This is a genomic window from Enterovibrio paralichthyis (genome assembly GCF_019209835.1).
GTDB classification, from domain to species: Bacteria; Pseudomonadota; Gammaproteobacteria; order Enterobacterales; family Vibrionaceae; genus Enterovibrio; species Enterovibrio paralichthyis.
The window spans coordinates 352,732-378,623 of sequence record NZ_JAHUTS010000002.1 but is presented as its reverse complement, the minus strand read 5'-3'; the positions used below and the strand labels follow the sequence as shown (position 1 = coordinate 378,623).

Annotated in this window: 20 protein-coding genes; 14 read left to right on the top strand and 6 right to left on the bottom strand. The window is 51.7% G+C overall.

From position 1 onward, the window contains the following. Positions 1-198: 198 nt before the first annotated feature. Complete coding sequence (locus KU854_RS04040; protein WP_218357180.1) at positions 199-1,491, top strand: NAD(P)/FAD-dependent oxidoreductase; 1,293 nt, start codon at positions 199-201, stop codon at positions 1,489-1,491. 76 nt (positions 1,492-1,567) lie between these two features. Here the strand turns inward: KU854_RS04040 and KU854_RS04035 are convergent, their stop codons facing one another. The 4 genes from KU854_RS04035 to KU854_RS04020 form a co-directional block, all read right to left on the bottom strand. Continuing rightward, positions 1,568-2,122 (bottom strand): GNAT family N-acetyltransferase, encoded by a 555-nt coding sequence (locus tag KU854_RS04035; RefSeq protein ID WP_218357179.1) that lies wholly within the window; start codon positions 2,120-2,122, stop codon positions 1,568-1,570. A 64-nt stretch (positions 2,123-2,186) separates the two neighbouring features. Then, on the bottom strand, positions 2,187-3,014 hold the full coding sequence (locus KU854_RS04030; RefSeq protein ID WP_218357178.1) for a peptidoglycan binding protein CsiV: 828 nt from the start codon (positions 3,012-3,014) through the stop codon (positions 2,187-2,189). A gap of 35 nt (positions 3,015-3,049) precedes the next feature. Further along, positions 3,050-6,514: a transcription-repair coupling factor gene (mfd, locus tag KU854_RS04025; RefSeq protein WP_218357177.1), complete on the bottom strand. Its 3,465-nt coding sequence runs from the start codon at positions 6,512-6,514 to the stop codon at positions 3,050-3,052. Positions 6,515-6,523: 9 nt separating this feature from the next. Next, positions 6,524-7,090, bottom strand: coding sequence for a PilZ domain-containing protein (locus tag KU854_RS04020; RefSeq protein WP_054779014.1), 567 nt, complete (start codon positions 7,088-7,090; stop codon positions 6,524-6,526). Positions 7,091-7,491: 401 nt separating this feature from the next. Between KU854_RS04020 and KU854_RS04015 the strand changes: the two genes are divergently transcribed. The 4 genes from KU854_RS04015 to lolE all read left to right on the top strand — a co-directional run bounded on the left by KU854_RS04015 (position 7,492) and on the right by lolE (position 10,855). Further along, complete coding sequence (locus tag KU854_RS04015) at positions 7,492-7,638, top strand: hypothetical protein (RefSeq protein WP_218357176.1); 147 nt, start codon at positions 7,492-7,494, stop codon at positions 7,636-7,638. A gap of 85 nt (positions 7,639-7,723) precedes the next feature. Then, positions 7,724-8,920 carry a lipoprotein-releasing ABC transporter permease subunit LolC gene (gene lolC, locus KU854_RS04010; RefSeq protein ID WP_218357175.1) on the top strand — a complete coding sequence of 399 codons (1,197 nt, stop codon included), beginning with the start codon at positions 7,724-7,726 and terminating at the stop codon, positions 8,918-8,920. Beyond that, complete coding sequence (gene lolD / locus KU854_RS04005) at positions 8,913-9,617, top strand: lipoprotein-releasing ABC transporter ATP-binding protein LolD (protein WP_054779016.1); 705 nt, start codon at positions 8,913-8,915, stop codon at positions 9,615-9,617. Before lolC ends, lolD begins: the two co-directional genes overlap by 8 nt. Next, positions 9,611-10,855 carry a lipoprotein-releasing ABC transporter permease subunit LolE gene (lolE, locus tag KU854_RS04000; protein WP_218357174.1) on the top strand — a complete coding sequence of 415 codons (1,245 nt, stop codon included), beginning with the start codon at positions 9,611-9,613 and terminating at the stop codon, positions 10,853-10,855. Before lolD ends, lolE begins: the two co-directional genes overlap by 7 nt. Before the next feature lie 115 nt (positions 10,856-10,970). Here lolE and KU854_RS03995 read toward each other — a convergent pair whose 3' ends face one another. Then, positions 10,971-11,522, bottom strand: coding sequence for a DUF2062 domain-containing protein (locus tag KU854_RS03995; RefSeq protein WP_218357173.1), 552 nt, complete (start codon positions 11,520-11,522; stop codon positions 10,971-10,973). A 32-nt stretch (positions 11,523-11,554) separates the two neighbouring features. Between KU854_RS03995 and KU854_RS03990 the strand changes: the two genes are divergently transcribed. The 5 genes from KU854_RS03990 to kdsB are packed head-to-tail and all read left to right on the top strand — an operon-like array spanning position 11,555 to position 17,550. Further along, positions 11,555-13,813 (top strand): DNA internalization-related competence protein ComEC/Rec2, encoded by a 2,259-nt coding sequence (locus tag KU854_RS03990; protein WP_218357172.1) that lies wholly within the window; start codon positions 11,555-11,557, stop codon positions 13,811-13,813. A gap of 35 nt (positions 13,814-13,848) precedes the next feature. After that, complete coding sequence (gene msbA / locus KU854_RS03985; protein ID WP_218357171.1) at positions 13,849-15,606, top strand: lipid A ABC transporter ATP-binding protein/permease MsbA; 1,758 nt, start codon at positions 13,849-13,851, stop codon at positions 15,604-15,606. Between the two features lie 3 nt (positions 15,607-15,609). Then, positions 15,610-16,641, top strand: coding sequence for a tetraacyldisaccharide 4'-kinase (lpxK, locus tag KU854_RS03980; protein ID WP_218357170.1), 1,032 nt, complete (start codon positions 15,610-15,612; stop codon positions 16,639-16,641). Continuing rightward, complete coding sequence (locus KU854_RS03975; RefSeq protein WP_054779019.1) at positions 16,622-16,804, top strand: Trm112 family protein; 183 nt, start codon at positions 16,622-16,624, stop codon at positions 16,802-16,804. Before lpxK ends, KU854_RS03975 begins: the two co-directional genes overlap by 20 nt. After that, positions 16,801-17,550: a 3-deoxy-manno-octulosonate cytidylyltransferase gene (gene kdsB, locus KU854_RS03970; protein ID WP_218357169.1), complete on the top strand. Its 750-nt coding sequence runs from the start codon at positions 16,801-16,803 to the stop codon at positions 17,548-17,550. Before KU854_RS03975 ends, kdsB begins: the two co-directional genes overlap by 4 nt. Positions 17,551-17,615: 65 nt before the next feature. On the opposite strand, the gene elyC is transcribed toward kdsB, so the two are convergent. Further along, positions 17,616-18,473 carry an envelope biogenesis factor ElyC gene (gene elyC / locus KU854_RS03965; protein WP_218357168.1) on the bottom strand — a complete coding sequence of 286 codons (858 nt, stop codon included), beginning with the start codon at positions 18,471-18,473 and terminating at the stop codon, positions 17,616-17,618. Between the two features lie 113 nt (positions 18,474-18,586). On the opposite strand from elyC, the gene cmoM reads away from it, so the two are divergent. Genes cmoM through mukB form a run of 4 tightly spaced genes read left to right on the top strand, consistent with a single transcriptional unit; the run spans position 18,587 to position 25,888 of the window. Further along, positions 18,587-19,369 carry a tRNA uridine 5-oxyacetic acid(34) methyltransferase CmoM gene (gene cmoM / locus KU854_RS03960; RefSeq protein WP_054779020.1) on the top strand — a complete coding sequence of 261 codons (783 nt, stop codon included), beginning with the start codon at positions 18,587-18,589 and terminating at the stop codon, positions 19,367-19,369. A 36-nt stretch (positions 19,370-19,405) separates the two neighbouring features. Continuing rightward, positions 19,406-20,728 (top strand): chromosome partition protein MukF, encoded by a 1,323-nt coding sequence (mukF, locus tag KU854_RS03955; RefSeq protein ID WP_218357167.1) that lies wholly within the window; start codon positions 19,406-19,408, stop codon positions 20,726-20,728. After that, positions 20,709-21,431 carry a chromosome partition protein MukE gene (gene mukE / locus KU854_RS03950; RefSeq protein WP_054779021.1) on the top strand — a complete coding sequence of 241 codons (723 nt, stop codon included), beginning with the start codon at positions 20,709-20,711 and terminating at the stop codon, positions 21,429-21,431. Before mukF ends, mukE begins: the two co-directional genes overlap by 20 nt. Beyond that, the gene (gene mukB / locus KU854_RS03945; protein WP_218357166.1) at positions 21,428-25,888 is read left to right on the top strand and encodes a chromosome partition protein MukB; all 4,461 of its coding nucleotides are present in this window, start codon (positions 21,428-21,430) and stop codon (positions 25,886-25,888) included. The genes mukE and mukB overlap by 4 nt, the downstream gene beginning before the upstream one ends. The last annotated feature ends 4 nt before the right edge of the window (positions 25,889-25,892 follow it).

Below are 25,892 nucleotides of genomic sequence, written 5' to 3'. Positions count from 1 at the left end.
GTAACGCTCTGGCACTCAAAACAAAATTAATGACAAAGATGTGCCAAGCCGAAAACGGCGAATTTTACCTCACTTCCTACTGATTTCCGGCCTGTAAAAACAACTGGCTGACGACACATTTTCCATCATCACGCCACTTTTTGGGAGCGCGGGATGAAACACAGTTTTTCGTATTAAAATCATGGTGAGGACGTATTCGTGACCAAAATTATTGTTGTAGGTGGCGGTGCCGGTGGCCTGGAATTGGCAACTAAACTGGGTCGTACCCTTGGACGCAAAGGACGCGCCAAAGTCACGCTGGTAGACCGTAAGGCAAGTCACCTTTGGAAGCCTCTGCTGCATGAGGTAGCAACCGGTTCATTGGATGAGGGTGTAGACGCAATCAGCTACCGCGCTCACGCAAAGAACCATCACTTTGATTTCCAGTTGGGTAGCCTGTCTGGTATCGACCGTGAAAACAAACTGATCACTCTTGCTGCTTTGCATGATGAAGAAGATGGCGAACTGCTGATGCCTGAGCGTCAGCTAAGCTATGACATTCTGGTAATGGCTATCGGTTCTACCTCGAACGATTTCAACACAGAAGGCGTTCGTGACCACTGTATCTTCCTTGATAGCCCAGAGCAGGCACGTCGTTTCCGCAATGAAATGAACAACGAGTTCCTGAAACTGCACGCGAAATCAGGTAACGGTACCGTTGATATCGCGATTGTCGGTGCCGGTGCTACGGGTGTTGAGCTGTCTGCTGAACTGCACAACGCAATCAAAGAACTGCACAACTACGGCTTCCAGGATCTTGATAGCTCAAAACTGAAAGTGACACTGGTTGAAGCCGGTGAGCGCATCCTGCCTGCGTTGCCGCCACGTTTGTCTGGCGCTGCACAGCAAGAGTTGATCAAGCTGGGTGTTACGGTTCGCACGGCGACAATGGTGGTTAAAGCCGAAGCTGATGGTTTGACAACCAAAGATGGCGACAAGATCCCGGCACAAATCATGGTGTGGGCGGCAGGTATCAAAGCCCCGGATTTCCTGAAAGACATCGCGGGTCTGGAAACTAACCGTATTAATCAGTTGGTGGTGAAACCAACGCTTCAGACGACCCGTGACGAAGATATTTTTGTTATCGGAGACTGTGCGGCATGTGAGCAAGCTGATGGTTCTATGGTGCCACCACGTGCGCAATCTGCACACCAAATGGCAAGCCGTTGTTTCTCAAACATCGTTGCAAAAATCACTGACCGTGACCTGAAACCATACATCTACAAAGATCATGGTTCTCTGGTTTCACTGAGCCGTTTCTCTACTGTGGGTAGCCTGATGGGTAACCTGACCCGTGGTTCGATGATGGTTGAAGGCCGCCTGGCTCGTGTGGTGTATATCTCGCTGTACCGCATGCACCAGATTGCGCTGCATGGCCTGTTTAAAACCGGCCTGATGATGGTGGTAAGCCGCATTAACCGCGTACTGCGTCCATCACTGAAGCTTCACTGATTCAGTACACAGCATTGAAAAGAGCAGCCTTGAGCTGCTCTTTTCGTTTGGGCTGACTATTCAGGAAGCTTAGGCATCAAAAGCCGATATCTGCCGGGATCAGACTGTAGACCAAGCCTTCGCGTGCTTCACCGTCATACATGTAACGGTTACGGGCTCGGCACTCAAACGTTGCCCCCAGCTTTTCTGCAATGCGGATGCTGGCACTGTTTTTAGGATCCATAACCAGTTCGAGACGAGTCAGCAGCAGGTGACCGAATGCAATAGTAGCAGCCACTTCAGTTGCTTCGACTGCATATTGCTGGCCCTGGTAGTCCTGGGCAATCCAATAACCCAGGTTCGCCATATTGGCTACACGGTCGATGCTGGAGATGTAGACGCATCCCACCAGTGCATTGGTATCTTGCTCGAAAGCAACCAACTCATAGCTTGAACTGGTTATCCACCCTTGTCTGCTGCGGTTGATCCACGCCTGTGCATCCATTTCGTCGAATCCCTCGTGGCACCAGTCCAACCAGGGGCCAATGGATTCGGCTGATGAGCATATTGCATGGCGGAGCGCTTCGGCGTCTTCGTTTCTCAAGGCGCGAAGGATAAGGCGATCTGTTTGAAATTCCAGATTTGACTGCATCGTTGTTGTTATTTGTCTTGGTATTTAACGGAAAAAATAACGCCCTCATCAGAGGGCGTTGGGTTTATTCTACGCGGGTGACCTGAATGATCAGACCCATCAGTGGGTGGTCGAGATAATGTATCTCGCCGCTGCGCATACGGCGTTTTTGCTCAAATGCGTAGGATTTCAGGTACTTCTCTACGGAGTAGGTGCGCTCCAGTTTCTGCATTGCAGTAACTGTGTTGCCTTCCATATTGTCTGCAACCTGCTGACCATCCGCCGTGACGCCCTCGATTTCGGTATCAGACTGGCCGTCCACAACCGGCGTTTCAACCGCGTGGACTTCTTCCAGTACTTTTCGTTCACCTGGTTCACGCAGCGCAAGGTCGGTTTCAATAAACAGGTAGTGCTGCACGTAAACGCGGATAAAACCGTCCAGTTCATACATTGAGCCACTTTCTTTTGGCTCTGTAACGGACAAAGCCGTCACGGGATCAGTAGCGGTGATTGGTGCGTCTTTCGATGTGCCATCTTTGTAGAACGCATCACCAAAATTCTGTCCCGCTGTTAAACGCAGTTTTGGCATTTGGCCGCGGCTGCCGTCATTCTGGCGCCATGCTACATGAACCAAAGGCTTGAAGCCTGCGTGATTCAGGAGGCGGTTGTACTCATCATTCAGTTGCCAGTCGCTTTTCGGCAACAACTGGAGGCCTCTTGCCTGCAGAGTGGTTGAGTCAAAAACAGAAACGGCATTCTCCAGGTTGATATCAGGCTGCGCATCTGGCCATTTTTCCTGAACGGTTTCTGGGTTCTGATTGCGTTTGAATACAATCACTTCAACGTCAAATAAACGTTCTGCAAGCGTCGGCCAGCTAAGTGTGCACAGCAGCAGGAAAATTAGCTTTTTCAAAGCATTACTCCATTTATAAAGCCTGTTGCCAGTTATCAGGCAACCAATAAATTGTCGGCAAATTGGTTTAACAGCGTCTCGATGAAAGCCACACGGTCACGGCGGTCATTGAGTGATTCGACGATTTTGAGTTTGGTTGGCCCTTCGAATCGATATCGGCTTGGGTGGGATTGTAACAGACCCACCAGGAAGCCGGGATCAATTTGGGCATTTTGGCTAAACTCGATCACACCGCCTTTGTCATGGGCATCAATTTTTCTCACGCCCAGTTTGGCTGCGTCCAATTTGATTTGCTGCACTTTAAGCAAGTTGGTGGCGGCATCCGGTAACAGACCAAATCGGTCGATCAACTCTACCCGAAGCTCTTCAATGTCATCGCCGGTTTTTGTACCAGCAATACGTTTGTAGAGCGACAGTCTGGTGTTCACGTCTGGAATGTAACTGTCAGGCAATAGTGCAGGCAGTCGCAGCTCTACATCGGTTTGTTGGTTTAGAAGGTCTTCCAGTGACGGCTCTTTGCCTTCTTTCAATGCCTCAACCGCTTGCTCCAGCATTTCCATGTACAGGGTGAAACCGACAGACTGGATTTGACCACTTTGCTCTTCGCCCAGCAGTTCACCCGCGCCGCGGATTTCCAAATCATGCGTTGCCAGCGTAAAGCCTGCGCCCAGATCTTCCAGCGACGCAATGGCCTCAAGACGCTTGACCGCATCTTTCGTCATGCGCTTAGGATGTGGCGTCAACAGGTAGGCGTAAGCCTGGTGGTGTGAACGTCCAACACGGCCACGCAACTGGTGCAACTGCGCCAGACCAAGGTGGTCAGCGCGATCCATGATAATGGTGTTCGCGGTAGGTACGTCGATGCCGGTTTCAATGATGGTGGTACACACCAGCACATTGAAACGCTGGTGGTAGAAATCTGACATGATGCGCTCAAGCTCGCGCTCACGCATTTGGCCATGTGCCACGGTAATACGCGCTTCCGGCACCAGCTCTGCCAGCTCATCGGCGGTTTTATCTATGCTGTCGATGTCGTTGTGCAGGAAGTACACCTGACCACCACGCATGATCTCACGCAGCACGGCTTCGCGGATCAGGTTCTTTTCGCGTTCGCGGACAAACGTTTTGATGGCTAGACGACGTGATGGCGGCGTCGCAATGATCGACAAGTCGCGCATACCGCTCATTGCCATATTCAGGGTACGCGGGATTGGTGTAGCGGTCAGCGTCAGGATATCCACATCCGCGCGCATCGCTTTCACTTTCTCTTTCTGGCGTACACCGAAACGGTGTTCTTCATCGACAATCAACAGGCCAAGATCCTTGAACTTGACGTCACTGCTTAAAAGCTTGTGCGTACCAATCAGGATATCGACTTTGCCTTCCGCGCAATCGGCGAGGATTTGCTTTTGCTCCTTGGCGGATTTAAATCGCGACAGCACTTCAACACGAACCGGCTGGTTGGCAAAACGGTCGCGGAAGTTTTCGAAATGTTGTTGGGCGAGCAGGGTGGTCGGTACCAGCACCGCTACTTGCTTGCTGTTGTTAACGGCAAGGAAGGTAGCACGCATAGCCACTTCAGTTTTACCAAAGCCCACATCACCACACACCAGTCTGTCCATCGCGATAGGTTGGCACATGTCAGACAGCACGGCATTAATCGCCTGGATTTGATCCGGTGTCTCCTCAAACGGGAATCCGGCGCAGAAATCCAGATACGCTTCACGATCGTGCTTAAAGGCAAAACCGGGTTTGGTTGCACGCTTGGCGTACACGTCCAACAGCTCTGCCGCCACATCGCGGACTTTTTCCGCAGCACGCTTTCTTGCTTTCTCCCAAGCTTCACCGCCCAGCCTGTGAAGCGGGGCAGTTTCTTCTGCACCACCGCTGTAGCGGCTGATAAGGTGTAGGGAAGCCACTGGCACATACAGTTTCGCGCCTTGCTGGTATTCAAGCGTAACGTATTCGGTGGCAATACCACCGGCTTCGAGCGTTTGAAGGCCGAGATAGCGACCGACACCGTGTTCGAGGTGAACAACAGGCTGACCGATTTGAAGCTCAGCGAGGTTTCGGATCAGGGTATCGTTGTTCGTCGTCGTTTTTTTGTTGTCGCGGCGGCGTTGTTGCACCACGCGCTCGCCCAGCAGGTTGCTTTCACAAATCAGGGCAAACGCCGGTGACTCACAGGCAAAACCGATTTCGGCAGGGCCAACTACCAACCCAAACTGGGTAGGATTATCCAGCGCTTCTTCGAGCGAGCCACAAACCATAGGGCGGATTTTGATGCGGGCCAGCAGATCAAGCATGGCTTCGCGGCGGCCTTCGGTTTCCACTGAGAAAATAACTTTCCCGCTAAAGCTTTCGGCAAACTTTCGCAGCGCACCCAGCGGCTCTTTGAGTTGCTGGTTGACTGTCAACTCCGGCAGTGCTGAGACCGGCGCGTTGTGACGACCTGCTTTTTCTTCGGTCTCGTCAATTTGCACCTTAATACGCGGGTAACTTTTGAACGACGCAAACAATTCGTCGACGTTTTGCCATAGCTCGTTAGGCGCTAACAACGGACGGAGTGGGTCGACGCGGCGCTGGTCGTAACGGTAGTCAGCGTCACCAAGGAATTGCTTGGCGGCAGCTTCCAAGTCGCCTTTGGTCAGCAGCAGGGTGTTATCCGGCAGGTAGTCGAACAGGGTTTCAGTTTGTTCGAAAAACAGTGGTTGCCAGTATTCGATACCGGCTGGCCAGGTCTTTTTGCTGACTTGCTGATAGATAGACTCCGGTTCGCGGCGTGCTTCAAAGCGCTCACGCCAGCGGCCGCGAAACTGTTCTACGGCGTCATCATCCGTCGGGAATTCATGGGCTGGCAGCAGGTTAATGCTGTCCAGTTCCTGGGTGGAACGCTGATTTTCAGGGTCGAACTCTCGGATGGTGTCCACTTCATCATCGAAGAAGTCGATCCGGTAAGGCTGGCTCGAGCCCATTGGGAACAGGTCGAGTATCGAACCACGACTGGCGTATTCACCGTGCTCAATCACCTGATCAACATGGCGATAACCGGAAAGTTCCAACTGGTGGCGGAGTTTTTCCAGCGACAGGCGATCGCCTTTTTTCACCATCAATGCATGCTGCACCAGGAATGAGCGCGGCATGACACGTTGCATCAGGGTACTGACCGGCACGATCAATATGCCATTTCGCTGCTGGGACAACTGGTACAAGCGGGCGATACGGTCTGAAATGATGTCTTGATGTGGTGAGAAATTATCGTAAGGCAGGGTTTCCCAGTCCGGGAAAATGTGGCACTCACGTTGGGTAAACTGGCGGATTTCAGGCAACAGTTTCAGGGCGGTTTGGTTATCCGGCACCACCATGAGAATGAAACGTTGTTGTTGCTGCGCCAGTGTTGCAACGGTCAGTGGCAACGCGGCACCGTGAAGGTTGGCAACAACCCGGGTATCTCCTGCTTTTTTGGGAGACGGTAAATCAAATAAGGCTTGTTTGGTCATGGATCTGGCTTAACTGTTTCGTTCCAATGCACGCTGTCGGAGTAGTTTTTGCTGCTGGTGTAGGGCGGCGCGGATCAGTACATCGCGATCCTCTTCCAGAAGGCGGATATATTTCACGCCAACAGCAAACTTGCCGTTTTTCTCTTTGCAGCCATAAACGCTACCGTAGCAATAAATTGCACTTGGCGGGTTCTCAAGAAAGAGTTTCAGGCGCACTGTCTGGCCTTTTTCAAATGCTTTGCGCGCGATAAAGGTAAGACTGCTGGCACCAAACGTTTCGGTTTGATAGCGAAGGGTAGGGTCATCCTGCTGTGCCAGCATAAAGCCGAGAAGCAGGTTAATTTTTTCATTCTGGGCACGCAGAAATTTGCTGAGTGCCTGGCCTTCATCGTGGTTCAGCGCATTGATCTCTTTTTCTACGCTGTTGTCGATGTCACCGCATTGGCTGGCGATGCGGAAAGCAATGGGTATTTCCCGGCCAAATTCGACCTCGGAAGGGACAGGCTCACCGTCGCCTAACACTTCGACATTGATTTTCAAATGAGCATGTACTGAAAAGTATTCGTCCTGACTCATGGTTGTCCTGAGGTCTCTTTACGTTACTGCGGTATTGGGGGAGCGTAATTGACGCGACCAAAACGGCAGGTACGAATTGCATGATGTTTTCGATTATACCCAAAGTATATACCTAAACGACCTGAAGATGCTCGCATTCAGAGGTCGTCAATGCGTTCAATTTGAGGCAAATTTTACGAGGAACAGTCGTTCTATTTCCGTGGAATTTAAAGAAAAAGTGGGCGCATTGATGGCCTCCCTTCGGGCGAGTTGACTGATGCCGTGCTCTTTGTTGTTCCTTTTTGATGGAGGTGACTACACCTACAAAGGAACGCCGCGATCACAACGTCAGTCAATCTCGCTGAATCTTACATCTTCAGGTTGTTTAGGTATAGATATACCCAACCAGAAGGGAGGGATAAGTGGCTATTTTTGCAGCATTTATGCAAGCGCTGCTGATAATTGATACAGCTTTCCCGCCAATTACGGGAATTGGTAGAAAACAGGGAACGTTTTGGCTGAAAAAACATCTGACTGCTGTATTGATTGTGGGGTTTCGTGGCAATTAACTGACCTAAAAGGTATTCTTGCTGCAGACTTTTTTCGTAGTGGTTGGGCGTTAAAACCCGCCCTTAACGGTTGAGATTGCCAACTATGTTTCACCCTTTACCGGTATTTATCGGGCTTCGCTATCTGCGCGGCCGGACCGGGGATAAATTCGGTCGATTTGTTTCCTACATGTCGACAGCAGGGATCACGATTGGTGTGATGTCGCTAGTGACGGTACTTTCTGTCATGAATGGTTTTGAAGGCCAGTTGAAGCACCGCATTCTGGGTGTGATCCCTCAAGCCATCATCGCAGGCAATGCAGAACATGCACCGGATGTCCATTCGATTGCCAATTGGGACAAAGTAACCGGTACCGCGCCCATTGAAATGACGGATGCGGTTGTGCAAAGCCCAAAATCCATTGGTGCCGGTAAGCTGATCGGTGTCGATGTGAACAGCCCAGAGCCAATTCGTGAGTACATGGTTCGCGGCGATTTTGGCGCCCTGACACCGGGCAGTTACGCATTGGTGCTGGGACGTAAAACCGCGCGGGATCTCGATGTCACCGTGGGGGATAAAGTCCGGGTGATGATCACCAGCGCCAGTCAGTTCACCCCGGTTGGCCGTATTCCGTCACAACGTAACTTTACTGTGGCAGGGATTTACGACACGGCGACAGATGTTGATGGCCAGTTGATGTTTGCCAACCTCAATGATGTTTCAAGATTAATGCGCCTGCCCCGGACTAAACCGGCCGATTTGCGCCTGTTTGTCTCCGAACCGTTTGATGTACCGGCACTACAGAAAATCGCGGAAGTGAAAGGCTATGAGTGGTCTGACTGGCGAGCCCTTCGCGGAGAACTGTTCCAGGCAGTGAAAATGGAAAAGAACATGATGGGACTGATGCTGAGCCTGATCATTCTGGTGGCAGCGTTCAACATCATTTCTGCATTGATCATGGTGGTAATGGAAAAACAAGCCGAAGTGGCCATTTTGAAAACCCAGGGTATGACCAACCGCAGCATCGTCGCGTTGTTTGTTGTCCAGGGGGCAAGCAGTGGTGTCATTGGCGCCATCCTTGGGGGTATCGCCGGTTCCGCTGTTGCCTTAAATATCAATGAGATTATGTCTTTGTTACATGTCAGTTTGCTGGGCGGTGGTTTATCGCTCCCTGTGGTGCTGAAACCTGAGCAGGTTCTGACTGTCGTTTTGGGTGCGATTGCACTCAGTCTTGTTGCTACTTTATTCCCGTCTATCAAGGCGGCTTCTGTTCGTCCTGCCGAGGCGCTTCGTTATGAGTAATACATTGTTAACCTGTACTAATGTCACCAAAACCTACCAAGAAGGGGAACTGGAAACCCAGGTCTTGAAAGGTGTTTCTTTTTCTATCGAAAAAGGCGAGTTGGTGGCAATCGTCGGTGCGTCGGGTTCGGGCAAGAGCACGCTTCTGCATATTCTGGGTGCACTGGATACCCTGAGCGGCGGCGAGGTTTGGATTGACGGTAAAGATCTGATCAAGATGCGTGCATCCGAACAGGCGACGCTGCGTAACCAAAGCATTGGTTTTATTTATCAGTTCCATCACCTGTTGGCTGATTTCACGGCGGTGGAAAATGTGGCGATGCCACTGATGATTGGCGGCACCAAACCGGCGGAAGCGAAAAAACGCGCGCTGGAAATGTTGGAGTCCGTGGGTATGGGGCACCGGGCACAACACAGACCGTCAGAGCTTTCCGGCGGTGAGCGCCAGCGTGTCGCTATTGCCCGTGCAGTGGTTAACCGTCCGGCATTGGTATTGGCGGACGAGCCTACCGGTAACCTTGACCATAAAACCGCGCTGGATATCTACGATCTGATGCGTACGCTGAACCGCGAATACAACACGGCTTTTCTGGTGGTCACTCACGACCGCGAGCTTGCACAGAAAATGGATCGTCAACTGTCGATGCTGGACGGGCAGTTCATTGAAAACCCGGTGGAGGCTGTGGCGTCATGTTAGAGCCGTTAGCGCTGTTTATCGGCCGCCGTTTCAGCAAAGCCAAACGACGTAACAAGCTGGTTTCGTTCATTTCTGTCTCTTCCATGATAGGCATTTCCGTTGGTGTGATGGTGATCATTGTTGGTCTGTCTGCCATGAACGGTTTTGAACGTGAGCTGGAAAACCGTGTGCTGTCTGTGATCCCCCATGCGCAGCTGCAGGGCGTTGATGCACCGGTTGCCAATTGGAAAGGGATGCAGAAAACGGCGGAGGCTAACCCCTGGGTTGTTGCCGGTGCGCCGTATGTCATTTTTACCGCCTTGCTGGAAAAGGGAGCAAATCTGAAGCCTGTACAGGTGCGGGGTATTGACCCTTCCCAGGAAGAGAATGTCAGCCGCATCCACGATTATGTGCAGGGCGATGGCTGGCGTTCGCTTAAGCCGGGCGATCACGCGGTAATTCTTGGTAAAGGGATTGCTGACGGATTGGATGTGAAAGTGGGGGATTGGGTGACCGCGCTCATCCCGTCGCCAGATCCTGAATTGAAACTTCGCGCACCGCAGCGCATTCGCCTAAAAGTGTCAGGCATTCTTAGTCTGGGTGGACAGGTAGACCATGGTTTGGCGCTTATCCCGCTTAAAGATGCACAGACCTATCTTGATATGGGAGACGCTGTCTCCGGTGTCGCGTTAAAGCTCAAAGACCCGCTAAACGCGCGCAATATCGTGCGCGAAGTGGGGCGTACCCTGACTGAATACGTTTACCTGAAAAACTGGACGCAGGAATATGGTTTCCTTTATCGCGACATTCAGATGGTGCGCACCATTATGTATCTGGTGATGGTATTGGTGATTGGAGTGGCCTGTTTCAACATCGTTTCGACACTCATGATGGCGGTGAAAGACCGCGCGGCAGACGTGGCAGTGCTGCGAACCATGGGGGCGAAAGATGGCCTTATCCGCGCTATCTTCATCTGGCATGGCCTGCTTTCCGGTTTGTTTGGCAGTGTGATTGGCTCCGTTGCCGGTTGCCTGTTGGCCTTGAACCTGACGGAGATTGTCGGCGTAATTGAAAAGCTGACAGGGAAAGATTTTCTGTCCGGTGATATTTACTTCGTTGATTTCCTGCCAACCCAGTTGCAGGTGACTGATGTGGTCGTGGTGTCAGCCACGGCGATCATTTTGAGCTTGCTGGCTACTTGGTACCCTGCGCAACGCGCGTGCAAATTGCAGCCAGCAGCGGTGCTGAGTGCACGATAGGAACGCTGCCTCCCATTGATAAACCGGTGAGTTACACCTTGATGGGTTGAGAGTCAAAACAGCGTCGCAATCAAATCACAAAGCAAAAAAATACCCCGCATTGCGGGGTATTTTTTTAGTTATCCGTTTTCTTTTTGCCGAGTGGCTTAATCTTTGGCAGGCGTAAACGGCGCTTCTGCCAGCTTCTGACAACGGAATAGCGCCAGATACCGCGAACACCAAAATAACCCAGTGTTGCAAAGAAGATGCCGCAGACCAGACAACCCAAAAGGAAAGGAGGGCCAATCTGGCTCATCTGATGGAACAGGAATTCCCATGTAAGCTCAAAATGGAAAGCCTGATGCGGTGTTTGCATCAGCCAGGCGCCAACCTTATAGGTGCCATAGAAAATGATCGGCATGGTGATCGGGTTGGTGATCCAGACCAGAGCGATAGACAGCGGAAGATTCACGCCGAACATGATGGCGAGCCCGGCAGCCATGATCATCTGGCTCGGGAGTGGCACAAAGGCCATGAACAAACCTACAGCAAACGCACCGGACGCAGAGCGACGGTTAAGACACCAAAGGTTCGGGTCGTAAAGCAGGTTGCCAAATACAGCGAGTGCCTTTTGTTTCCGAATCACATCGTGTCGGGGGAGAAATTTTTTAATTATTTTTCTTGGCATAGAGTTTCATTTCGCAAGGGATCGTTACCGGCATGATGTTTCTCGTCGGTCTCGTGTTAGCTATCGTCTCGCTTAAATGGTGGCCAGCGCTACCCGAACTGTTTGCTTTGCTGGTAATACTGACAGTTGTTGTCATCCAGCACAAACGCACACCATCTATCGTTACCGGGATGACCATAGGTTGTATGGTCGCTACCAGCGCTGCAGCACTCTTCATTTACAAATCAGAAGCCGCCTTAACTGTGGCACAAGATACTACCATAGCAGGGGAAGTTGGCAGCCTTTTTACAGGTGAAAATAAACAAACCAGCGTGATCTTTGATGTCGACACAGTCAATGGACGCAAGTTAACCATTTTCGAGACATTCCGGGCGCGACTTTACTGGCGCAGCGATATACCGGTAAAGGAAGGGCAGCGCTGGGAAATCACGGCCAGATTGCGTGAGCCATATGGTCGCGTCAACGAAGCGGGCTTTGATGCTGAAACCTATTTTCTTTCCCGTCATATACATAGCAAAGGTTCCGTGCTGACTGCAACCCAGATCGATCCGGCAACTTCGCTCAGACAAGCCTTCTACGACCGCATCTTGCCCGTGGTGAGTGAAATGGGGAATGCCCGCTATCTTCTCGCATTGAGTTTTGGTGAGCGTGCCTGGCTGACAGACAGTGATTGGGTTGCATTGCGCAATACCGGTTTGGCGCACTTGCTTGCAATTTCGGGTCTGCACATTGGCCTGGCGTTTATCTTTGGTACCACGCTGTTCAAAATCGTTTTGCCTCTCGTCTTTCGTCGCGACAATTTGGTGTGGCTTCCGATGATGGCGGGCGTCGCAGGCGCTGTAGCTTACGCCTGGGTTGCCGGATTTTCATTGCCGTCGCAGCGGGCATTGCTGGCCTTGTGTGTCTTTGTCGGTATACGGCTGACAGGGTTCAGCTTAAGCCCATTGATGACAGTGCTTTGTGTTCTCTCTCTTTTATTGGTCTTCGACCCGCTGGCGATATTCTCTGTCAGCTTCTGGCTCTCATTCGGCGCCGTCATGGTGTTATGTGTAATGAGCCTATCCGGGTCAGCATTGACTAAGGAGGGCGAAAGTAAGCTGCGGCGATATGTCACCACCTTGTTCAGAATGCAGCTCTTTCTTTTTGTCGGCATGGCACCGCTGATGTGGAACTGGTTTGGCGGGATAAGTCTGCCGGCCATTTTCTTTAACTTACTGGCAGTGCCGTGGGTCAGTTTAATCGCGGTACCCGTAATTTTGCTGGCGCTTACTGTATCCATGTTTGTGCCCGTCTATTGGCTATGGACACTGGCTGATCTCACTCTGGAACCTGTTGTTTGGCTACTGTCTTGGGCTGACGTGGGTTGGGTAGAGTTTCCCCAATTTCCATTGTGGGCTGTACTACTGGCCGTTATTGCTAGCTACCTGTTTTATCTGTTCCGTTTACGTTCATTCCCCATGCTTCTTGCGGTCGTCGCATTGGTGCTGGCAACCGCCGCTGTCGATCTGAATGATGAAAAGCTCTGGCGTGTTGCGTCCATGGATGTGGGACATGGCTCGGCGATCATTATTGAAAAGGGCGGCGAGGCCATTATTTACGATACGGGCGCGGCATGGGGGCAGAGTTCAATTGCTAAATCGGTGTTGGAGCCGGTAATGCGAAAAAGAAACCTCACGCTGGCTGGACTCATTCTCAGCCATGATGACAATGACCATGCCGGTGGCGCCGAGTGGTTGGTTGCCAATCTCTCTCCCCGCTGGGTGAGGGCGCCCAAGGTTGGCGATAGGATGTTGCCCTGTCTTCGAGGACAGAATTGGACGTGGCAAGGGCTGACGTTTTACGTTTTGTATCCGACAGAATTATCTGACGATGCGGAAAACCGCGATTCGTGCGTGGTTCAGGTTACAGATGGCAACTTTGCAGTATTGTTGACGGGTGATTTACCCAAGGCGCAAGAGTTGCAGCTGGTGGAGGAAAATCAGTCGCTGTCCGCCGATGTGCTGATGGTGCCTCACCATGGCAGTGACACTTCTTCCTCGGCCATATTTCTTGAAGCAGTGAGGCCGTCAATTGCGATTGCGTCTACCGGGCGGTATACACCTTGGATTCTGCCAAACCCTGATGTTGTCAGTCGATATAAAGAGAGAAACATCATCTGGTATGAAACAGCTCTGCATGGGCAAGTGAGTGTTTGTTTCTCAGACAAAGGTTGGTGGGTAAATAGTCAACGCTTTGATGTGGAGCCCTATTGGTACCGCAAGATGTTTGGAGCACCTCGAATAAAAGAGTAGAATGCCCGCAACTTGCAAGAAGATAAGCAAATAAAATGTCATCAAATTATCAAGATAAAACCACCTGGCAGACCTTTAAACAGCTTTGGCCTTATATCGCCGACTACAAGCTCGGGCTGGTGGTAGCTATCATCGCACTGGTTATCAACGCCGCCAGTGATACCCTGATGCTTTCCATGCTCAAGCCGCTATTGGATGAAGGTTTTACCTACGACAGCGTTGATGGTGATTTCCTTAAGTGGATGCCGCTTTACCTGATTGGTTTGATGCTGATTCGCGGCGTATCCAGCTTCGTATCCGCTTATGGACTGTCCTGGGTTTCAGGTATGGTGGTTATGACCATGCGCCGCCGCATGTTCAACCATTTCATGAAAATGCCAGTCAGCTTTTTTGATAAAGAATCCTCCGGTGCGCTGCTTTCCCGCATTACCTATGATTCTGAGCAGGTGGCTAACGCGACCAGTGGCGCTTTGGTCAGTCTGGTACGTGAAGGTGCATCGATTATCGGCCTGATGGTGTTGATGTTCTATAACAGCTGGCAACTGTCTGCGATCTTGTTGATTATTGCGCCGATCGTCGCCTGGGCTATTGGTTTTGTTTCCAAGCGTTTTCGCGCCATTTCCTCCAACATGCAAGAAGCAATGGGCTCCGTAACTTCTTCCGCTGAACAGATGCTGAAAGGCCACAAAGTGGTGCTTAGCTTTGGTGGTCAGGAAGTGGAAAAGACCCGTTTTGAAGACGTAAGCAACCGCATGCGTCAGCAGACCATGAAGCTGGTTTCTGCTCAGGCGATTGCAAACCCGGTTATCCAGCTTATCGCCTCTTTTGCACTGGTTGCTGTACTGATGCTGGCGAATACCGAGTCAATCCGAAATGAACTGACTGCAGGTACCTTTGCCGTTGTGTTTGGTGCCATGTTCGGCTTGATGCGTCCATTGAAAGCGCTGACCAACGTAACCTCTCAGTTCCAACGCGGCATGGCTGCGTGTACCAGCCTGTTTGAGCTGATGGAAATGGAGACGGAAAAAGACAACGGCCAACATGTTGCAGAGCGTGTAAAAGGCGACATCAAAGTGAATGATGTGGTTTTCACCTATCCAACCAAAGACACGCCTGCACTGAATAAGGTGACCTTCGATGTCCCTGCGGGCAAGACATTGGCGCTGGTGGGGCGCTCAGGTTCAGGTAAGAGTACAATTGCCAACCTTCTAACCCGTTTTTATGACATCGACAGCGGTGAAATCACCATCGATGGCGTGAAGATCGAAGACTATACCCTGTCAAACCTGCGCGAGCATGTGGCGATTGTGTCCCAAAACGTTCACCTGTTTAACGACACCATTGCGAATAACATTGCTTACGCCGCGGAAGACAAATACAGCCGCGAAGAGATTGAACGTGCCGCTGAACTGGCTTTCGCAACCGACTTTATCCGTAATATGGACAAAGGCTTTGATACCGTTATCGGTGAAAACGGTGTCAGCCTCTCTGGCGGTCAACGCCAGCGTATTGCGATTGCCCGTGCATTGCTGCGCAATGCACCGGTACTGATTCTGGATGAGGCAACCTCAGCGCTGGATACTGAATCAGAGCGCGCTATTCAAGCAGCATTGGACGAGTTGCAAAAAGACCGTACGGTGCTGGTGATTGCTCACCGACTCTCTACCATTGAAAACGCTGATCAGATCCTGGTGGTGGATGAAGGTGAGATTGTTGAGCGCGGTACACACGCGGAATTGATTGAAAAAGACGGTGCATATGCACAGCTTCACCGCATTCAATTCGGAGATTAAGGCTTGGCTGGGTTGGTCGAAAAAATCTGGTTTGAAAACCACCCACTAGGCTGGATTGGCGCGCCACTGCTGTGGCCGCTGAGCAAACTGTTTGGCTTGATTGCCCGAAAGCGCCGGGCTGAGTTTCTGGCTGGTACCAACGGTGCCTATAAAGCGCCCGTGCCAGTGATTGTCGTCGGTAATATCACCGTTGGCGGTAATGGGAAAACCCCGGTGGTGGTCTGGCTGGTCGAACAACTGAAAGCCAAAGGATTCAATCCCGGTGTGGTTTCCCGTGGCTATGGTGGGAAAGCAGAAAACTATCCCTTTGTAGTTGATGAAACCACAGGGACAGACAAGGCCGGTGACGAACCTGTTTTGATTTACCAGCGTACCGGCGCGCCAGTGGCGATTTCTCCTGTACGCAGCGATGCCGTTAAGGCACTGTTGCCACTGGGCGTGGATATCATCATTACTGATGATGGCCTCCAGCATTACAAACTGGCACGTGACATTGAATTTGTTATCGTCGACGGTGAACGCCGGTTTGGCAATGAGCACTACATGCCTTTTGGTCCGTTGCGCGAGCAGACCGACCGCTTGAGTAGCGTCGATTTTGTGGTGTGTAACGGAGGAGAAACCAAGCAGGGTGAGGTGGCGATGACACTAAAACCCTCTGAGTTGGTTAATCTGAAAACCGGCGAGCGTGTTGCTGCAAAATCGCTAGCCTCGACTGTCGCATTTGCGGGTATTGGTAATCCACAGCGGTTTTTCAATACACTGAAAGAGCTTGGCGTTGTGCCGCTCCATTGTGAACCGTTTGCTGACCACAAAGCGTTTGAATACGAGCAACTTAATGCCTTGGCAAAGAGAGGCGAATATTTGCTGATGACAGAGAAAGACGCGGTAAAATGCCGTGCTTTTATCGCGCAGCATCCAGAGATTGAAAATTGGTGGTATCTCCCCGTTGATGCAACATTCAGCGAAAAAGATGCGGCCAACATAATGAACAAAATCATGAAAGTGAAGGATGGATATGGATCACCGACTGCTTGAAATCGTGGCTTGCCCAGCGTGCAAGGGAAAGCTCAACTACAACAAAGAGAACAACGAGCTGGTCTGTAAGTTTGACCGCTTGGCCTATCCAATCCGCGACGGTATTCCTGTCATGCTGACGACAGAAGCGCGCGAGATGTCTTCTGACGAGGTTAAACAATGAAATTCACCGTGGTGATCCCGGCGCGCTATGCGTCGAGCCGCCTGCCTGCGAAACCTCTGGTTGATATCGGTGGCAAGCCGATGATCCAATGGGTATACGAACAGGCGATGAAGTCCGGCGCGGACAAAGTCATCATTGCGACAGACGACCAACGTATTGTTGATGCAGTAAACCAGTTTGGTGGCGAAGTCTGTATGACCCGCGAAGACCACCAGTCGGGTACTGAGCGTTTGGCTGAAGTCGTAGAGAAATACAACTTGGCGGCCGATGAAATTATCGTCAATGTTCAGGGTGATGAGCCCCTGATCCCACCAAGTGTGATTCGTCAGGTCGCAGAAAACTTGGCACGTAGCGATGCACCGATGTCGACCCTGGCGGTGAACATTGATCATGCGGACGAAGTGTTTAACCCGAATGCAGTCAAAGTGGTCACCGACAAGGATGGCTACGCACTGTACTTCAGCCGTGCAAGCATTCCTTGGGATCGCGATAATTTCGCCAAAGCACCAGCTCAAATCCACCACAACCTGAAACGTCACATCGGCATTTATGGTTACCGTGCAGGCTTTATCAACACTTACATCAACTGGGCGCCAAGCCCGATTGAACACATTGAATGTCTAGAGCAATTGCGCGTGCTTTGGTACGGAGAGAAGATCCACGTTGAAGTGGCGATCGAAGCGCCGCCAGCGGGTGTGGACACGCCAGAAGATCTGGAGTTGGTACGAAAGCTTATTGCCCAGTAATCGTCTACCAGAAATGAAAAAAGCTGCCATTGGCAGCTTTTTTGCGTTTAGTGTTTGAGAGTAAATCAGGTTGCAGGTACAACCTGTTCAGTTTCAACCACCTCTTCATCTATGGTCGTCTCAGGTTGCGTCACTGGCGCTGTCTGGAACTCCGCTTCCTGCTCAGCCACTTTGTCACGCAGGCGTTGCCAAAGCTGTCCCAAGTTCTCATGCCAATAGCGTTCAAACTGCTCCAGGTACTGGGCGCGGGGGCTGTACTTAATCCAAGGCTGGTGGATTTCTTTCTGTGCCATGAAATTGGTCGGTGCAGGAATAGGGTTTAAACCCGCATTCTCAAATTCATACATCGCGCGTGGCATGTGGTTGGCAGAGGTGACGAGTACCAGATTGCTGTCACCGACAACGGATGCTGCCTGAAAGGCCTCTTCCCACGTATCCTTCGCTGTTTCCAGCAGCAGTATGTTGTTTTTGTTCACGCCCAATGCCAGAGCAACTCGTGCCAGCATTCGGGCATGACTCACTTCATATCCACCGTCATAGCCAGACAGGATCAGTTTCGACGTTGGATACATAAAGTGAATGCGGATCCCTTCAGCCAGTCGCATTAATGCTACACGTGACAATTCAGACGTAGGTGGTATCTCATCATCAACCACATGGCCGTGACCCAACACCATCACATAATCGACCGGTTTTTCCGTGGGCAGGAAGGGTGGGTATTGGCGTTCCATTTTCATTAAAAGTGAAGAAGTGAACGGTTGGAACGAAACCAGGCCAATTAACAACAGAGAAACAAAAACAACGAAAGATCCGAACCCTTTTCTCTGGGTAAACCAGATCAAAAACAGGCCGAAAAATCCAAGTAGCAGTAGCGCAGGAAGGGGCATCAGTAAAGTTGATATAAGTTTTTTTAGTTCAAACATGAAATGTCGCCCGAAATATAGTCAAACAGGGGCCAGAAAGTGCATCAGACCTTTATTAACGGCAGGCTTATGCGAAAATAAACCCCTTAGCAGACAATCATAACGAAGGCACTGTGACTGAGGATAGAAATTTCGACGACATTGCCCACAAATTTGTTAAAAACATTTACGGCTCGGGCAAGGGAGAAATCCGCCAAGCCGTTGTTTGGCAAGATCTCGAATCAATATTGAACCGCCTGGGCGAATCTAGTCCGCTGGACATTTTAGATGCCGGTGGCGGATTGGCACAGCTTTCGCAACAAATCGCGCAGCGTGGCCACAACGTGACCTTATGTGATCTTTCTTCACAGATGCTCGCGCTGGCAGAAAAAGACATCGATGAAGCAGGGCTATTGCCGCACTATCGCTTCGTTCATGCACCGGTGCAGGAAATCGCGCAGCATACAGACAAGCAGTTCGATCTGATGCTTTTCCACGCAGTAATGGAATGGCTTGGTGACCCGCGTGAAGCGCTGGATGTCGTACTGTCACAAGTCAAACCGGGCGGTGTTGCATCGGTCATGTTCTACAACCAAAATGGCCTGCTGTTTAAGAACCTGATCTGTGGCAACCTGACGCATGTTGAAGAGGGAATGCCTCACCGCAAGCGCTTTAAACTGCAGCCACAGAAAGGCCTTCAACCTGAAGATGTCTATCAGTGGATTGAAGAGGCCGGTTTTACCATTTTAGGGAAAAGTGGTGTTCGCACGTTCCATGACTACATGAAAGACACGAGAACAGGCGAATTCACCTTTGAACAGGTCGTGGCGATGGAGCAAAAACTCTGCCGTCAGGAACCTTTTATCTCGTTAGGTCGTTACATTCACGTGTACGCACAAAGGCCTCTCGAGTCATAACGATTACAAGATACACGTAAACAACAAGGAAAACGGATGAGCGAATTCTCTCAGACTGTTCCTGAGTTGGTTGGTTGGGTGAAAACGAATGACTTCTCCCTCAATCTGCCGCCGGAACGGCTGGCATTTCTCCTTGCCGTTGCTGTACTCAGCAGCGAGCGTTTCGAGGAGGAGCTAGGGGAAGGGGAGCTGGTCGATGCATTCCGTATCGTCAGTGACCAATTCGATCAAGCTAGCGAAACCATCGCGTTTCGTGCAAACAATGCCATTAACGACTTGGTGCGCAGCCGCCTGCTGAGCCGTTTTACCAGCGAAATGACCGACGGCGCGAGTATTTATCGTCTTACGCCGCTGGCACTGGGTATCAGCGATTATTACGCGCGTCACCGCGAATACAGCTCACTCAAGCTTTCAATTCAACTGTCCATGGTGGCTGATGAGATTGATAAAGCCCTGACCGCAGCTGCAGAAGATGGTGACGCGGATTTCTGGCGCAAGAACGTTTACGGCGTACTGAAGTATTCAGTGGCCGAAATTTTCGATCGTATCGATCTGAACCAACGCACCATGGATGAGCAGCAGCAAAAAGTGAAAGACGACATTGCTGCGCTGTTAAACCAGGACTGGCAGGCTGCGATCGCCAATTGTGAGCAACTGCTGAACGAAACTTCCAGCACCCTGCGCGAGCTTCAGGATACCCTGCAGTCGGCGGGTGATCAGTTGCAAACCCAGCTTCTGAATATTCAGGAACAGGTTCACGGCCGCGACGATTTAGATTTCGTCGATGCCATGATCTACAACCTGCAAATGAAGCTGGATCGCATCGTGAACTGGGGCCAGCAGGCGATTGATCTCTGGATCGGCTACGACCGCCACGTACACAAATTTATTCGTAATGCCATCGACATGGACAAGAACCGCGCGTTCAGCCAGCGTCTTCGCCAGTCGGTGACAGAATACTTCGATAACCCTTGGTTCCTGACCTTTGCCGATGCAGAACGTCTGCGTGATATGCGCGACGAAGCACTGGTACTTCGTGATGACGAAGTGACCGGTGAAATGCCGGCAGAAGTCGAGTTTGAGGAACTGACGCTGGTTAACGACCAATTGAGCGACCAAATCTCTGACATGCTGTCTCGCCACCGTCAAACGGGTGAGGGCATAGATTTGGGCGTGGTACTGAAAAACTATCTGGCTCAACACCCACAAGCCCGTCACTTTGATCTGGCGCGGATCGTGATCAACCAGGCGGTTCGCCTTGGTTACTCACAGTCCGACATGAATGCAATTCAGCCGGACTGGCAGGCAATTAACGAATACGGAGCCAAGGTACAAGCGAATGTCATCGATAAATATTGAAGAATTTATGCCAGAGGAACTGGCAAAAGCGATTGCCAATCCGCTGTTCCCGGCATTGGATAGCGTCCTGCGTGCTGGCCGCCATATCGCCAGCGAAGATTTGGATAACCACGCTTATCTGATTGAGTTTGAAACCCCGCTGCAGCATTTCTACCAGCGTTATAACGCTGAGTTGGTGCGCGCACCTGAAGGTTTCTTCTACCTGCGTCCGCGCTCAACCTCATTGATTGGTCGCGCAGTGCTTTCAGAACTCGACATGCTGGTAGGTAAGGTGTTGTGTTTCCTTTACCTGAGCCCAGAGCGTCTGGCACAGGAAGGCATTTTTACCACCCAGGAACTGTTCGACGAGCTGCTGACACTGGCAGACGAGAAGAAACTGATGAAGCTGGTGACCCTGCGTGCATCAGGTTCGGATCTTGACCGCGAGAAGCTATACGACAAAGTGAAGACCTCACTGCGTCGTCTTCGTCGTATCGGCATGATTGTGCCAATCGGCGACAACGGTAAATTCCGCGTGAGTGAAGCGACATTCCGCTTCGGTGCGGATGTGCGTGCGGGTGACGATATCCGTGAAGCACAGCTGCGCCTTATCCGCGATGGTGAAGCGGTTATTCACCAGCAGGAACATGCACAATCCAGCTTGCTAAAAGAAGATGATCACGACGAAGATCGTGACGAAGATGCTCAGGAGGTTCAGGCATGACCCAACGCGGTAAATACCAATCGCTGACCATGGTCAACTGGAACGGTTTCTTTGCCCGTACCTTTGACATCGACAATCTGGTCACAACCCTCTCAGGCGGTAACGGTGCGGGTAAATCCACTACCATGGCGGCATTTATTACAGCGCTTATCCCTGACCAAAGTCTGCTGCACTTCCGTAACACCACGGAAGCGGGCAGCTCGACGGCATCACGCGACAAAGGCCTGCACGGTAAACTGAAACCAGGTGCCTGTTATGCGGCGCTGGATGTGGTGAACTCACGTAACCAACGCATTCTGTTCGCTGTTCGTCTGCAGCAAGTGGCGGGTCGTGATAAGAAAGTCGACATCAAACCTTTTATCGTTCAGGGCCTGCCATCTGGCGTGAAGCCAACTGACATCCTGATCGAGAACGTGTCTGCCAACCAGGTACGTGTCCGTCAACTAAATGAAGTGAAAGATGCGCTGGGTGACTACGACACTGCGCATTTCAAAGCTTTCAACTCTTTGACGGATTATCACGCACAGATGTTTGAATACGGTGCATTGCCGAAGAAACTGCGTAATAGCAGCGACCGCTCCAAGTTCTACCGCCTGATTGAAGCATCGCTTTACGGTGGTATCTCCAGTGCAATTACCAAATCCCTGCGCGACTACCTGCTGCCACAAAACGGCGGTGTGAAGAAAGCCTTCCAGGACATGGAAGTGGCGCTGCGCGAAAACCGCATGACACTGGAAGCGATCAAGCTGACCCAGCGTGACCGTGACCTGTTCAAACACCTGATCACTGAATCCACCAACTACGTTGCGTCTGACTACATGCGCCACGCCAACGAGCGTCGCAACAAGTTGGAGCAAGCGCTGAAACGCCGCGGTGAAGTGCAGGGCTCTCGTCGTCAACTGGATGATTTCCAAGGCACATTCGGCCGCATGACTGACGAGCTGGATGCATTGAACGAACGTCAGACTCACCTTGAGCAAGACTATCAGGCCGCGTCTGATCACCTGCAGCTGGTGCAGACCGCTGTTCGCCAACAAGAGAAAGTAGAGCGTTACCAGGAAGATCTGGAAGAGCTGGCCGTTCGTCTCGAAGAGCAAATGATGGTGGTGGAAGAAGCCACTGAACAGCTCGCGATGGCTGAAGAGCAGGCGCATCTGACGGAAGAAGAAGTCGATAGCCTGAAAACCCAGCTTGCGGATTACCAGCAAGCGCTGGATATGCAGCAAACCCGTGCGTTGCAATACCAACAAGCGGTGAAAGCGCTGGAAAAAGCGCGCGAGCTGACAGGTAACGACGAGCTTTCGCAGGAAAATGCGGCGGAGTATCTGGGGTCACTCAAAGCAAAAGAAGAGGTGCAAACCTCTGAGCTTTTGAGCCTGAAGCACAAGCTGGATCTCTCTTCTGCGGCAGCCAAACAGTTTGAACGTGGTCTTGATCTGGTACGCAGCATCGCTGGTGACGTGAGCCGTGCTGAAGCGGGTGTTAAAGCACGTGAAGTAATTGCCAAAGGCCGCGAATTTGCCAACCTGTCTGCAAATGCTGACCAGTTGAGTGCGCAGCACCGTGACCTTGAGCGTCAGATGCGAAGCTTCCAACAGGCGAAAACCCTGTCTGAGCAATACCAGCGCCAATTCAACGAAACCGTTGCCTCTGAAGACGCGGTAGAGCTTGAAATGGCGCGCCAGCAGGAACGTCTGGAGTCAGCAGAAGAAGCAGTAGGTGAGCAGGCAGAGAAGGTCCGCGAACTGCAACGCGCTGAAAACGATATCAACGCAAAAACTGCCCAGTTTGAAAAAGTCGCACCAGCGTGGATTGCCGCGCAGGAAGCACTGGAAAAACTGGCAGAGCAAACCGGCGAAGAGCTTTACGACAACCAAGCAGTGCTGGATACCATGCAGCGCGTTATGTCGGAAGAGCGCGAAACCATCGCTACCCGCGACAAACTGCATGCTGAAAAGCAAACGCTGGAAGCGGAAATCGAGCGTCTGGCACAGCCGGGCGGCAGCGATGACGCGCGTCTGCAATCGCTGGCTGATACCCTGGGTGGCACGCTGCTGTCTGAGATTTACGATGACATCACCATTGATGATGCACCGTACTTCTCAGCACTGTACGGCCCTGCGCGCCACGCGATTGTGGTGCCAGATCTGAAAGGCATCAAAGAGAAGCTGTTGGATCTGGATGACTGCCCGGAAGACTTGTACATCATCGAAGGTGAAGCAGATGGCTTCGATGACAGCGTATTTGACGTTGAAGAGCTGGAAAATGCGGTTTGCGTTCACCTGAACGACCGCCAGCTGCGTTACTCTCGCTTCCCGAAAATTCCGCTGTTTGGTCGTGCGGCGCGTGAGCACCGTTTGGAAAGCCTGCGTGAAAAACGTGAAGAGTTGGTAGAAAACTACGCCAAAGCCTCCTTCGATGCCCAGAAGCTTCAGCGTCTGACCCAAAGCTTCAACCACTTCGTGTCCAACCACATGAATGTGGCGTTCAATGAAGACCCGGAAGCGGCACTGAAAGCCCTGCGTGAACAACGCAACAGTGTGCAGCGCCAGCTTGCACAGCCTCGTGAAAGCGAGCAACAGGTTCGCAGCCAGTTGACCGGCTCGAAAGAAGCGATTGCGCTGCTGAACAAACTTCAGCACGTAGTTAATGCGCTGGAAGATGAAACGCTGGAAGCGCGTCTGGAAGAAGTGGAAAGCCGCTTGTCCCAGGCAGACGAAGCGCGCCATTTCACCCGTGAACACGGCAAGGCGCTGGCAGAACTGGAAAATCTGGTGTCGACACTGGACGCTGACCCAGAACAGTTTGATGCCCTGAATGCCGCTTACCAGCAAGCAGACGAAGCGCTGCAATCGCTGAAGAAAACCCTGTTCGCCCTGTCTGATCTGGTTGAGCGCCGTCACCACTTCGGTTACGCCGATGCGGTTGAACTGCTGAACAAGAGCAGCGAGCTGAACGAACAGCTGAAAGCCAAGCTGGTGGATGCAGAGCGCGCCCGTACCCGTTCACGTGAGCACGTGAAACAGGTTCGCGATCAGGTGAACCAGTACAACCAACTGCTGGCATCACTGAAAAGCTCGCACCAGGCGAAGCAGGAAACGGTTGCAGAATTCAAACGTGAACTGACTGAACTGGGCGTTCGCGCGGACGTGGAAGCGGAAGAGCGTGCTCGTATCCGTCGTGACGAACTGAATGCACAGCTTTCACAATCACGCAGCCGTAAGAGCGAGCTGGAAAAAGGCCTGACCTCGATTGAGCTGGAGATGCGTTCTCTGGTGAAAACGCTGAAGAAAGCGGGTAAAGAGTACACTGACCTGCGTACTTTCGTGGTGAACGCGAAAGCCGGGTGGGTGGAAGTACTGAAGATTGCCCGCACCAGCAACGTAGAGAAGCAGCTGAATCGCCGTGAAATGGCGTACATGTCTGCCGACGAACTGCGTTCACTGTCGGATAAATCACTGGGTGCACTGCGTTTGGCGGTGGCTGACAACGAAACCCTGCGTGATGCACTGCGTGCGTCGGAAGACATGGCACGTCCAGAGCGTAAAGTTCTGTTCTACGTTGCGGTTTACCAGCACCTGCGTGAGCGTATCCGTCACGACATCATCCGTACCGACGATCCGGTTGAAGCGATTGAAGAGATGGAAGTGGAACTGGCGCGCCTGACTGAAGAATTGACCCAGCGTGAGAAACGCTTGGCAATCAGCTCTGAGTCTGTGGCGAACATTATCCGCAAGACCATTCAGCGTGAACAAAACCGTATTCGTTTGCTGAACCAAGGTTTGTCTAATATTGCCTTTGGTCAGGTTAAAGGTGTGCGCCTGAATGTTTCTATCCGCGAAACCCATGCGCAGCTGCTTGAAGGCTTGGCAGAGAAAGCAGAGCAGCATCAGGATTTGTTCGGTAACAACCGTCTGACCTTCTCTGAAGCAATGGCGAAACTGTTCCAGCGCCTGAACCCGCATATCGACCTTGGTCAGCGTTCTCCTCAGATCCTGGGTGAAGAGCTTCTGGACTACCGTAACTACCTGGAACTGGGTATTGAAGTTAACCGTGGTACTGACGGTTGGCTGCAAGCGGAATCCGGTGCGCTGTCGACCGGTGAAGCGATCGGTACCGGCCAGGCAATCCTGCTGATGGTGGTGCAAAGCTGGGAAGAAGAATCCCGTCGTCTGCGCGGTAAAGATGTTATTCCTTGTCGTCTGCTGTTCCTTGATGAGGCCGCGCGTCTGGATGCGAAGTCAATCTCGACCCTGTTCGAACTTTGTCACCGCCTGGATATGCAGCTTCTGATTGCAGCGCCGGAAAACATCAGCCCAGAGCAGGGCACCACCTACAAACTGGTACGTAAGATCTTTAACGATAAAGAGCACGTGCATGTGGTGGGTCTGCGTGGCTTTGGCGAGGTGTCGAAATCTACGCTGCCACTGGAGCAAACACTGGAAACGGTTGAATAGAACC